The organism is Rheinheimera sp. (assembly GCF_030690345.1).
Lineage (GTDB): Bacteria > Pseudomonadota > Gammaproteobacteria > Enterobacterales > Alteromonadaceae > Alishewanella.
Map to the genome: position 1 here is coordinate 155,716 of NZ_JAUYGV010000006.1, position 13,748 is coordinate 169,463.

Consider the following 13,748-nt stretch of genomic DNA (forward strand, 5'->3'; position numbering starts at 1 on the left):
TTGGCGAACCTGCCGAAGTGTTGCTGAAAGTGTTTGACCGCTACGGCATTGAAACGGTTGAAATGGCCGTAAATGGCGGTGCCTTCCAGAGCCTGGCGCAAAGCAACCGCTTTAGCTTTACGCCGACGTCAGAAGATGCGGTAACCTTGCAAGCCAGAGCACAGGATCCGAACGGTAATATGGCGGTGTCAGAGGCCGTGACGATCAGGCCGTTTGATGCCAGCCGTGGCGAACCTGAGCTGGCGATCCTTAGCCCGGAAAATGGCAGCCAACTGCGCTCCGGTCAGCGTATTACGCTGGAACTGATGCTGCGCAATCTGCAGCAGGCCAGCCTGTCACTGCAATTGGGCGCAGATCCACTGCATCCGGCTAACCCGGCTGTGATTCAGCTAAGCCGCACCGAGCAGGAACCTGAGCGCTTTATGCTTGAGGTAACGTTACCGCAAACGGCAGAAGATGCGGTGGTATTGCTGTTGCTGCAAGATGGCGCACTGAGCGCACGGCGCTTTATCAATTTAGTGCCGGACGATGGCGTTAATGAACAAGCGCAGTTACAAACGTTGCCGCAGCATAAAGTGCTTAGCGGTACCGGTTTACGTGTTACTGGCGAAGTTCCGGCCGATATGGCCGATTACAGCGACCAATCAGAGCTGATTATCAGCGATAATGGCAGCCTGCATAGCTTACCACTGGCACCGCTGGCCGACATTGTAACGATACAGCCGCATGACGTTGCGGTTGCAAGCGGCGTGACGCTGCAAAGCGTGCTGCGTGATTTATCGGGCAATGAAAACCGTCAGCAAAGCGCGTTAGATTTACTGCCTTATCTGCAAGATGAGGCTGAACTGGCCGCAACCCAGCCGGCGGCAGATGAACAGTTGGTGCAACTGCTGCCGGTTCGCTTTGACGACCGGTTGGCGATGTTGTCACTGTATCAGCAAAATAACGGTGGCTACCGCCTGGCAGACGAGACCGGCCAGTGGTGGCACAGCAATAATGGCGCCAGACTGGAACAGGTGTTCGCCGGACGCAGTGCCCTGTTTATACAGGATAATCTGCAAGGCCAGCGCCGTTTGCTGCAGCTGCCTTATCAGGCGCAAGCACAGGCCACTGAACAGCCATTATTTGGTGAGCTGGTGGGCAGTATCGGTGACCACGCCATAGTGCAATATGGTCGTCTGTTAACACTGCAACAGCCAGATAATCCGCAACACCAGCTAACCGGCTATCAGTTTGACGATGACATTACTGCGGTAGCACAGTGGCAACACCAGATCTGGGTATTGGCGGGCGATACACTGCAACTGCTGCACTTGGATGCGCAACACAATGCACTGCGTGCGGTGGCCAGTTATACAGTGCCTTATAGCGACGGTCTGGCAGTACATGATGGCCAGCTGTATCTGTGGCAACAGCAATCACTGCAGGTATATCAGCAGGCTAATGCGGACTCACTGGCATTATTGTCCGAGCAGCAGCTACCCGGTCAAGTTGTGCAGTCGAGCGCCGAACAGGATTATGTCTGGCTAAAACTGCTGGATCCGGTACTGGGCTACTATTGGCTGGCGTTTGAGCAGCAAGATGTTGTTGCTGTGTTGCCGTGGCAACAATCGCTGGCCTTCGGTCATCAACAGCTGTATCGCTTTAGTGCCGGGCAGTTGTGGCAACAGCGCAAAGTTACAGCGGCAGCACCAGAGCCGGAAGATATAAACCTGCAAGCCTCCGCCACTGAGCTGGTATTGCAACTGCCGTCTGGCTGGACAGATGATTACCGGCTGCGCATCAGTAATGCGCAAGGCGATACCCTAAGCAGCCGCTGGCTGGACGTTGATCAACTGGCGGTACAGCGCCAGCACGCCGGCTCGACACTGACAGTACAGCTACTGACAGAAGCTGGCGTTGAAGTACAACAACAGCTTGTACTGGATAATTTGGCCTTTACTGCGCCAGCGATGTTGCAAAGCGCACTGCCGTCACGTCTGGCGCAAGGCGCGCTGGTACCCTTGTCACTGCAACTGTCAGATGAGGCCAGATTACTTAGCAGCAGCCTGGCCGATGGCAGCCCGTTATTGCGACTGGCCAATACCCTGCACAGTACCTACGCGGTAGCGGAGCAAGATGGTAGCGCAGAGCTAAGCTGGCAGCTAAATCAGCAAACTTTCGCCGCTCAGGTTGAACGGGTTGCCAATGACCCGGCACAAAGCCGTATTACCCTGCTGCAGCCGGACAACAATAGCGCCGTTGCCGGAGGTAAGCCGCTGCAGCTGCGTTATCTGGCCGAAGGTGTGGCAGAACACGAGCTGCGCTTTATTGAACTGGCGCTTACCGATGTAAACGGTACTGTGCTTAGCCGGCTGCTGAGTGATAAAACCAGCGGCGATATCAGCCTGCGTCTGCCGGTGGTGACTCAGGCATCTGCCTTCTATTTGCGTGCCCGGGTGTATTTTGGCACTGAGCATTATTACGCGCAGGACCGGGTAGGTATCCGGGTACAACCACAGCGTAATCCGTTGCAATTTGGCCTGCAGGGCATAGGCGACAGAGTCTATGCCGGCAGCACCGTTGAAGTAACGGCAGACCGTTCACTGGCCGCTGGCCAGCGCCTGACATTAACTGCTATAGACGCTGACGGTAACGTGCTGGCCAGCGCCGAACAACGCCTGCGCTTGCTGGTGCCAGACACCAGTACGCTACAGATCCGTGCCAGCCTTAGTGATGCGGCCGGCAATCAGCACCAGCTAGATAAACAGGTGCAGGTACTGCGTGCTTACAGCTTTAGCCAGGCCCCGGCGGGCCAGCCGTTTAGCCAGGTGCTGCAGACGACGGATGCGCTGTATCTGACCCAGCGCGAGCGCCTGTTGGATCAGCAGGGCACCTTGTTGCACCGCTTTAACGCCAGCGTCGATGCCCTGATCCCATTACAGGACCGTTGGCTGGTAGCACTGCGTGGCATGGGTTTGCAGTTTATTGACCCTGAGCAGCAGTATCAGGTGCTGGGGCAGTACAACAGCCAGCAACAGTTTACGCAATTAGCCAGTCTGGGCGAGCTGGCCTGGGCGGCAGATACTGCCGGTAACCTTGAGCAGTTTAGTGTGCAGGGTAATTCACTGCAGTTGCAGCAGCAACTGACGCTTGGTCAGGTATATCAGCTCAGCGCCGGTTTAGATGGCGTGCTGGCATTGACTGAACAGGGGCTATATCAGCTGCCCCTGGATGGCCAGAGCCAAAGCCGCTTGGTACTGGCAAACAACGCTCAGTTTAGCCACTTTGCGTTGCAGGACGAGGCAATCTGGTTAGCCGGCAACGCTAAACTGGTACGTATCGACCAGCAGGGTGAAACCCAGCAGTGGACTATGCCGTGGTCAGAGGCGCAAGCCTTGCTAAGCCGTGATAACGAGCTGTGGCTGTACGATGGTGCCAATCTGTTGCAGCTGGATATCCGCAGTGCACGCCAGCCTTATGTTATTGGCCGCTTCCCGCTGGCGTTCACCATGCCACTGCAGCTGAGCGCGAACAGCTTGCTGTCGGGCGATGGGCGTCAGCTGTCACTAACAGCACTGCCGGCAGAGGCGCGTAGCCTGTTTAAGACCGCACAAGCCAAAGGCAATACCCGGCAAGTGGCGATACAACATGGCCACTATCTGGCGGCTGCGCGCGGCTATGCGGTACAAAGCTATTATGACCTGCCGGCGCTGGATAAAACCGGCTTGTATCCGTCACCTTACAGCAGCGATTACCGCTTATTGCGCACCACCGCCAATGGCGTCTGGGGTTATGACGATATCAGCGGTAACCTGACTGATTTAAGCCAGGCGCGTTTAGTGTTAAAACAGCCGCAACTCAGCGATTTTGCTGCCGATGCACAGCGCCTGGTAATGGCAGTGGGTGATGCGTTACGTATTTACTCAGCCGATGGCAAGCAGGCGATTACTACTATTACTGTGAGTCAGGGTGATAATATCCGCGCGCTGGCGCTGTCTGAGCAGCTTATCTATGTGCTGACCGATGCCGGCACAGTATATGCGGTACAAACGGGACCCATGCCGTTTGACGAGTTTAACCTCGAGATCAAAACCCTGCTGGCATCAGCACAGCAAGCGCATACTATAGTACTGGCTGGTGACTATCTGCTGCTGGCATCTGCAGCGGGCTTACAGCGTTTGTCATTAGTGGACGCTGAGGTGCAGCCGTTAACGGTGGGTGCAGTGCAGGCGCTGGCGTATGATCAGGGCCGCGTCTGGTTTAGCCAGGGCAGTAAACTGTATCAGCTGCGCCTGGATAGCTTTAGCCAGCCACAACTGATGTATCAAGCGGCGCAGGATATTCCGGCCATTGCACTGGATAAAGGCGAAGTGTTGTTAGCCCAACAATTGGCCGGTATTGAACTGCTGTGGCTGGGCAATAACGCTGTTACGGCCTTGCCACAGATGCAAACGCCATTTAGTGGCCAGGTGTTCCAGAATGGCCAGCTGATCAGCTTAGCTGTCAGCGAAACAGATGCCCTGCAGGCGGTAGACTATCTGGTTAACGACGAAGTTGTCAGCCGTACGTCAGCGCCACCTTTCGATGCGCAAATTCTGGTGCCGTCTACTTTACACAATGGTAAAGCCTTTACTGTGCGCAGCCGTGCGCTGACGCAACAGGGTGAGATAGTGTACTCCTTGCCACGGCGGGTGATGCTGCAAAGCGACAACCTGCCAGTGCATGATTTCACTGTTGATTTGGCCTTTAACAACCCAAGTTATGTACCGACACCGCTGCGGGTGGTGGCAAACGTTAATAACGCCAGCTTGCCGTTGCAGCAGGTTGAGTTTTATCTGGCCGAGCAAAGCGATGGGCCCTACACCTTGATGCGCAAGCATTACGGCCCGGACTTTATTGTCCGGCTGGACTTAGCCCAATCAGCACAGCCGCGTTATATCAAAGCGCGGGCGGTTGATATCTATGGTAATCAGGTAGAGTCAGCGTCAATGCCAGTATCCCGTCTGGCCGATCAGGCCGCACCGGTGGGACAACTGACATTGCAGTCGACAATAGATGCACAGGACCAGGTGCCGGACAGTCAGCCGTATGCGATTGCGGTGACAGTGGCAGATATTGGCAGTGGCACCGAACAGGCCTTACTGAAACGCAATGGTCAGGTGATCTGGGCCGGCTTTGATAATGGCAGCTCTGTGGTTAATCAGGCTAAGCCTGTCTTAGGTCAACAGTACCTGTATCAGCTGGAGATGCGTGATAACGCTGGCAATACGGCCACGACCAGCCTGACGGTTGATGTGGTGGCAGACGCATATCCGCAACTGCAACTGCTTAACAGTCCGGCGCAAGTGCTGGAGCAAAGCGAATTTAGCGTCACTCTGGTACAAAGCGATGATGTCGGGTTGGCTAAGGTTAAACTGAGCTGGCCGGGCTTCGAGCGTGACTATGTGCTGGCAGGTAAAACTCAGCAGCAGACCTATCGCATTGCGGATCTGCGGCAGGACCGGTTACAACAAGCCGTGAACCAAACGCTGACGCTAACGCTAACCGATAATATCGGCCAGCAAACCACGCTGACGCAACCGATCCAGGTAGTGCCGGATTTACCGCCACAGCCGCAGCTGATGCAACTTAGCGTGCCACAAGCCGCAATTTACGGACGCAACCTGCCGCTGTCGTTGCGTGCGTTGGATCAGGTCGATGATGCCGGTGCCCAACAACTGGATACCCGCTTATTAGTTAGCTACAACGGTAGCGTACAGCAAGAGCAGCAGCTATGCCGGCCGATGCCAGGTCCACTGTGTTCAGCAAATATGTCCAGTCAGTTAGCCATGCCGGTAACTGAAGTACAGGGCGATCAAGTGCAACTGCAAGTCGCCTTTACCGACCGCATGGGCCAGCGCAGTGTCAGTGAGGCCGTCAGTATTAACCTGACACAGAAGCCTAACCTGATTGAGTTCTCTGTGGCGGGCGAGCCGGGTATTAACCCTGCTGAGCTCGACAGTGGTGCCTCGGGCAGTTATCAGGTGCGGGTGGCCGATATTGCTCAGCGGCCAGTAGCATTGCAACGGGTTAACTGGTTCAAGCTGGCGCCGGATGGCAGTGAAACCTATCTGGCAAGCAGCGAAACCGACGCTGCTGGTCTGGCGCGCTTTAGCTGGCTGACGTTGGGCGAAAAAGTGGGTGCTTACCAGCTTCTCACTAAGCTAGTTGACCACAACGCCATTCAACCGGCGGTGCACAGTGTGGCTATTTTGCCGGGTATGCCATTTGCGTTACAGGTATCGCACATAGCGCCGGTGCAGGCAGCTAAAACGACGCAGCTGCAACTGGAGCTGGTGGACGCGGCACAAAACCTGATTTACAACCGTGATGATTTCAATGTCACGCTGGGCTTTGATGCGCCTGGCTTCCACTTTGCCTTTGCCGATGGCCTGCAACTGCGTCAGCGCTATGATGACCAGGGTGTCTATCTGGGCGAAGCAGCACAGATCCGTCTGTTTGCTGGTAAAGCCGCTGTTGAAGTAACGGTGCCAGAACGTGCTGATGTCTATCAGTTGCAACTGCTGGCCAGTGAGCCGCCGGGTCTGCAGTTGCATTACCAGCCTTATCTGGCGCAGCCGCAATTCTCTGAGGTAGAGCAGATCCCGCTGCAGGTTATTGCTGCCGAGGCAGCGCTGCTTGAACTGAGTATTGCGCAGCTGGATAACCATCCGCTGGGCCGCCAAGATGTGCTGGAAGCCGGCGAACAGGTGCATGTTGCAGTGCAACTGACTGATAACTACGGTAATGCGGTTAGCCATGTTGTCGCCGACGGCCAGCCACAGGATGCCAATTTAACACTGCAGTTTGGTGTAACCGGCACCGCTTTATTTGCTAATGGCAGTAACAGTACTGAGCTGACGTTAAACGCCGGTTCCGGCCGGTTAACGCTGGGCAGTGAGCAGGCAGAGCAAGTGATAGTTAGCCTGCTATCAGAGCCGGGCTTTGCCATTAACGCCTTTGCTGAGCTGACGCTCGACTTTGTTAAACGCTTGCCGGCAGTGCAGCAGGTGATACTGGAAGCGGCGCATCAGAGCGAAATCACACCAGTGCTGTTGAGCTTTACTGAAGCGGTTACCGCACCCGTTGACAGCCAGTGGTTACGTATTACTAATCCGAATGGTGAGCTGGTGGCCGGCGAGTTTAGCCAGGATACGCCACAGCAACTGCGCTTTGTACCGGCACAGCCACTGACCTTGTATACGCAATACCGCTTTGATACCACAGCGTCAGCGCTGCTGGGCGAGCTGGAGTCCGATCCGGTACTGCCACAACAAGGTTCGTTCTTAACGGCTGCTATGTCGCTACCAGAGCAACAACAACCGTACTTATTGTCCGAAATACAGCAGCAACTGACAGTGAGCATAGGACAGGATGTGCCGTCGCGGCAACAGGTTCAGTTAGAGCTGCACATTGATGGTGAGCCGCAGAGCTTTAATGCGCAACAACCGCAGTATTTGGCACCGCGGACCAGCATTGAGCAGGAAGGCGAGTTGGTGATACTAGAAATACACGAGCCCGCTGTATTGCAACCTTGGGCAGTTGCTGCTGAGCAGCAACAAAGTCTGTTGGTAGCCAATACAATTGCTCTACCACGTCTTAGTCTTGAAGGTGATTATGATGCTGACGGCTTACCAAACCTGTTCGAGCATCAGTTGGGTTTAAATCCAACGCGGCGCGACAGCGATGGCAATGGTGTCGACGATGGTGATGAAGACTATGACAATGATGGCCTGAGCAACCTGCTTGAGCTTGAACTGGGCACCGACGCGCGCAATCCGGACAGCGATGATGACGGCCTTAGCGATGGTGCCGAATATCAATTAGGCACAGAGCCGTTGTTAAAAGACAGCGACGGGGATGGTATACCGGACGCGGTTGAAGTGCATTTTGGTTCTGACCCTACCCGGGCCGACAGCCGTGCCGTTGACCCGGCAGCGGTAACTGCCATCACCGTGACGCCAAAAGAGCTGGTGTATAACCTGAATCAGGACAGCGGCGACGTCTATCTGACGGTAAAAGCCCGCGTGTTGGTGGCAGGGCGCAGTTATGACATTGACGTCAGTGATGTTGGTTACTACGCGTTGCAACTAAGCTCGGCCGACGAAGCTGTTGCCTTGCCGGGCTTTGATGGTTTCACCCCGGTTGGCGCCGGTATCAGTACCTTAACTGTCGGCTTTGGTTTGCACAGCGATACGGCCAGGTTAACGGTGCTGCAGCGCAACTCCATGGGTGATGTCAGCTGGCAGGATGAAGATCCACAGTTTGACAGTCCCATCTCGGTGGACAATATGACTGCCAGTGGTCGGGTGAACCTGACTGTTGCCGGTGATATCACTGTTGATGGCAACCTGCTGCTGGAAGCCGATACTGAGCTGATGATTGAAGCTGACAGCCTGACTATTGAGGGCGATGTAATACTGCAGCCTGGCAGCAGGCTGCTGCTGTTGCTGAAACAAGATCTGGCCATAGCGGGTAGTGTTACCCAGGACAACGCGGTGATCGAACTGGCGCAATTTAACATTGATATTGGCGGTTCGTTGCAAATCAGCGGCGACAGCGAGCTTTATGCCCGCAAGCTGACAGTGCGCACGGATTCGGCGCTGTTGCCTGGCAGTTATCTGCTACTGGCGCTGACCGACGGCTGGCACACCACCGGTGATCAGTGGCTGTACGGCAATATTGAGGCTGCCCGTGCTGATGCAGAGTTACAGCAACTGTATCCGCTAGCCCTGCATGTCGGCCAGAAACTGACAGCTACCGGAGCTATCGATGCCGCAGGTGCCGGTTATCCGGCCGGTTATGGCGTCGGCTTTATTGAAGGCCGCTGTCTGGGCCGTCATGCCGATGACAAAATGCAGCAGCATGAAAGCGACAATGAAGAATACCGTCAACTGCAAATGGCCGGTATCAATGACATAGCAGCGCAGCGTGACTGTGCCTATGGCAATTACCGCCAGCCAATGTTGGCGGGTGCCGGTGGCGTGCAAGGTGCCGGCGGCGGTGCAGTGCATATCACTGCAAATCGCCTGTCGCTGGACCGGGACGATTACCGGGACTGGATCAACATCGCCGGTGGTACTGATGCTGCCGATGGCAGTGCCTTTATCGATGTCCACGAGCTGCAAGTGCTTAATGTCGGCAAGATGGTGCGTGGTAAAGAGATTTATGATTGGGACGAGCGCGATACTGCCGGTGGCGCCGGCCGGGCAGCGGTTAAGGCCGAGCTCTGGGATATTCAGCTGTCAGATGATGACTGTGATGGCTGTGAGCCACCGCCACTGATGCCGCAACGTAATACCACTGAGCTTGCCTCAGAAAGTGGCGCGCAACGGCAAAGCATCAACTTAGCTGCGCAGACTGAAGCTGATGTCGTTGTGGCGGCTAACAAGGTGTTAGGTCGGATCAGGCAAGCGGTTGAGCATTGTTATGAAGGTTGTGAACCACTTTCTGCAGGTACTGCGTTTGTTCAGGCCCCGGAGGATATTAGCCTGCTGGCAGTTGGTAAACAGCAGATATTTGCGCAACCGACATTAATGGGTCTGCAAAGCAGTGTTGCGCAAAAAGCTACAGTGTCAGCCAGCGCAATCACCCAGTCTGCTCAATCACTGGATGACTTACTCGATATAGCCGCAGATTATCTGCCAAGCCGTACCCGGTTATTAACTGTAGGCAAACACCAACTGCAGACAGTTACTGCACTGGGCGAAGGCCGTTGGCAGCTGCACGTTGACGGCCAGCCATGGCTAAGCAACAGCGTCGAATACGGCCGTGCTTTGACCGGAGCGACAGTGCGCTTAACTGACAGTCAGCAGCAAAGTCTGGATTTAACCATCGAGGCCAACAGCGCGAACAGCCTGACAGTGCACAGTGCAGAAGACCTGACCTCCTTTGGTGCGGCTCAAATTCAGGGTGTGCATAAACTGACAGAGCTCTGGCTGGATGGAACCTTGGATCTGGCTGATGACTTGCTCGAAGTTGGCCAGTTGTGGCCCGGTTACAATGCGGCACTGCGAGCGAGTCTGAGCAGCGAACACGTTCAGGGGTTACTTGACAGGGATGACATTACCGATTTTCTGCTGGCTACCGATCAGCCGTTGCTGCTGAACAGCGTACCGTCATATAAAAGCTTCACCCTCGTTGCACCAGTCATACGTGTCCTGAATGAGGTTGATTTGGCGCATGTACGCTTGATTGCCTCAGAGTTATTGCAGTTTGACCAGTCAGTAACCATTGATTCCTATGCCAGTGTCTTATCACAGGGTGATATCAGCATCGGCGGCGATTTGCATTATCAAAGCTGGACTGCAGAAAACTTTAGGTTGGCAGGCAAGCTAATTGTTGCCGGCGACGCCAATTTGTTTGGGCCAGTAACCTTTGATGGCGCCCTGGCAAAATCGGCTGTGCCGCTTAATGCTCAGGTTGAAGTCGGCGGCAAGCTGTATCTGGAGAGCTGGAGCGGCGATATTCGGGTGATCAATGGTGGTGGTAAGCCGATGACGACCGATGATGCTGATGCAACCTTGGCGGGCTGGCATGCCTCCGCGCCGATACCGGCAACAGAGTCAGCGCAGTCAATAGGTAACTACCGCCGGCCGCAGTCTTTTGGTTATGGTGCCCTGCTCAGTGCTGATTGCCATAACGATGCTTGTCCTGAGGGCGCCTATGGCGGTGGCCGTTTGCACATTAAAGCGGCAGAGCTGGAGCTGAACGGCAGTATTTCAGTAGATGCCAGTGCACAAGAGTGGTATCAACCATCAATGGTGCGTGCTTCTTTAGCCGGTAGCGACAACGTTAGTGCTGGCAACGCTGAAGCTAAACCAGAGCCGGCAAGTGCCGACGCAGAAACGACCGTGTTGCTGCCATCTGCTGGCGGCTCTGTGTTGATCGAAACCGGCCTGTTCAGTGGCGGTAGTAATGGCAGTATCACTGCCTATAGCACAGATTACTCAGAGCAAACCCCATTGGGTAGCGGTGGCCGTATTGGCATACTGGCAACTGAGAATCAGTTCGACGGTTACATAGGTATTGTATCCGATGCGAACACTAGCTTTACCACTGGCACCGTATTTATGCAGTCGGCGACGCAGCAATATGGTGAATTACAGCTGAAGGGTGTTTGGAATGACAGCGAGACGCCGTGGTTACAGCTTCCGACAGTAGGTCAGCATGCTATTAGTGGCGTTGAAAGCCTGCCGGCGCAGCAGTGGCGTATTACTGCCGCCGCGGCCAACTGGCCGCTAACACTAGATAACCAGCATGTCGGTCTGGCCGGTGCCTATGTAATGCTGGATGCCGCCCAAGCCGATGCAGCGCTGTATAAAGTGCTTAGCAGCACGGCCGATAGCCTGCTGGTTGAATCTGCAGCCGACCTGTCCGGTTATCACGGCAAAACCCTGCAGGGCGTACATGTATTTGACCGGATTGAGTTGGGTGATGCGGTACGGCTGGATATTGGCAACGACAGGTTGTTAGTGCTGGATATCGAAGGGTCCGAAATTGGCAACTATGTCAAATTGGTAGCAGCCGATGTCGCACCTGAGCTGGTACAGCGAATTCAGGATAATAACGGGGCAGTAATGCCGCGTAACCTGACATTAGACTCACTAACTTTGTTGAGCGGTAGCGAGCAAATCGCCGCCCGTCATTTAGTTATTAATGGCGATATTCAACTGCAGGGCGGTGCGCAGTTGACTAGTAAAGCCACCGACAGTCTAACCATAAACGGCAATGTGATCCTGTCTGATGATTCGAGCTGGCAACAGCAAATCGCTGGCGCCAAACTAAAAATTAGCGGCCAGGTACTGTTAACGGGAAATAGCCAATGGTTAATGACAACCTTGTTGCACAGTGTGGAATTGGAACAGTCGGTAACACTGAGCAATGCTGCCAGGTTGGTAATGTATGCTTCTGAGACTATTGAGCTAGCGGCAGATCTTGTCGTTGCCGGGCAGGCGTCAGCCCGCATAGCCACGCTAACTGATATTCATATTGCCGGTGGGCTGCAGATTAGCTCAACGGCAGATGACTCAGCCCTCCGGGCAGACCGGCTGACGGTTGGCGACGACCTGAGCTTGTCAGCGAACAGTAATCTGGGATTGGCTATACAACACGACACTCAGGTAACCGGCAATGTGTTACTTAATACCGGTAGTACCCTGGCGCTGTTAGACAGTCTGGGTGCAAATGAGGAGCAAGGCTTTGCTGCAGGAGAACCAACAAAGCTGCTTAAATTGGTGGTGCAAGGCAAGGTAGATATAGCGTTGGCCGCAAATGTTGATGCGAATGGCAAAGGCGACAGTTGGAGCGATAGCGATAAGCAGCGTTGCCATGCCGGTTTTACAACGCCCGCGACAATGTTCTGTAGCTTGGGTAGTTATGACCAGGCGTTAACTGCCGGCACTTCGGCAACGGGCAATAGCAAAGGCGGTGGCGTGGTCACTGTTAGCGCTGCCAGCATTCAACTTGATGGCAATATCAGTGCTGTTGGCGTAAATGGCAATAACAGCAATGCCCGCCTGGCCTATGGTAGTGGTGGCTCAGTCCGGCTGGAAACGCCGGTGCTGACCGGCGCGGGCCAAATTAGCACTATTGGTGCTCAGGTTGACCGCAGTGGTTTTGCCGGCTACGAAAGTGGCGGGGGGCGTATTGCGGTATTTAGCCCGGATAACCAGTTTAGTGGCCGCTATTTAACAGCGCCGGATGCTTTGGCAACCCAAGCTGCCGGTGCCGGTACTGTATATCTGGCCAGCAATGCTCAGTCAGCAGGCCAGCTGTTAGTGGATAATGGCCAACAAGCTACGTCGCTGGCCGCAGGGGCGGGCACGGCTTTGGCACAACCCATCGGTCGTTGGCAATTGGGCTGTGTGCGGCAGGAAGCCGGCAATCAGTGGCGTCTAATACCACAGGACTACTGTGATGGCGAATATGGCGATCTGTGGCCGGAAAATAGCCTGGAAAATCGCCAGATTAGCACCGATGCCGACAATAATGATGCGCCATTACTGCGTATTATTGCTAACAGCCGCACCAGTTTACTGGTTGAATCCGGGCAGGACCTTAACTACCTGGTGGGTAATTATATTGTTGGTGTCTATCAGTTCAGCAGCCTGCAGCTGTTAAACCACGCTTACCTGCAATTGGGTGAAGACCATCTGCGTGTACTGGATACGGCCAGCAGTGTGGTACACAGTAGCAGCCGTCTGGTGCTGGGTGGCGCCAATACGCAACTGCGCGATTTACTGGCCCAATCTGGTGCTGATGTACGCTATCTGGAGCAAGGCTGTGCAGATATCTACCGTGACAGCTATACCGGCTTACCAGACGAACTACGGATCGGTAGTCAGCAATATTATTCTGTCTCAATCAGTGATAATAACCGGCTGTTTAGTTTAAATGTGCAACCGGACACTGAATTTTTCAGTCTGTTAATCAGAGGCAGCCGAAACAGCTGGTATACGCCTTATAGCGATATGTATGTACGCTTTGGAGAGGCGCCAACTACTGCAGCCTATGATTGCAAAGCGGGCATCAGCACCAGTGCTGCCGAGCGCTGTCCTATAAATAATCCGGTTGCGGGTACCTATTACATTTTAATCAATGAAAGATCATCATCAACCTCCGGCTATTTAACGGCAAATGCCTATATTACTGGCTGTAAACAGTAAGTGTGGGTATTTAATAAATAGTTGTTGAAGGTGGGTTGGTGGTTAAATAGAATGAGCGGT

1 protein-coding gene (running past one end of the window) is annotated in these 13,748 nt (G+C 54.4%); it reads left to right on the forward strand.

What is annotated here, in order from left to right; all coding sequences use genetic code 11:
• Positions 1-13,688: the 3' end of an Ig-like domain-containing protein gene (locus Q8O77_RS05430; protein WP_305551831.1), read on the forward strand. The gene continues 23,821 nt to the left of window position 1, outside the view; 13,688 of the gene's 37,509 nt are visible here — the last part of the coding sequence; the start codon falls outside the window, past its left edge; its stop codon occupies positions 13,686-13,688.
• Positions 13,689-13,748 lie beyond the last annotated feature (60 nt).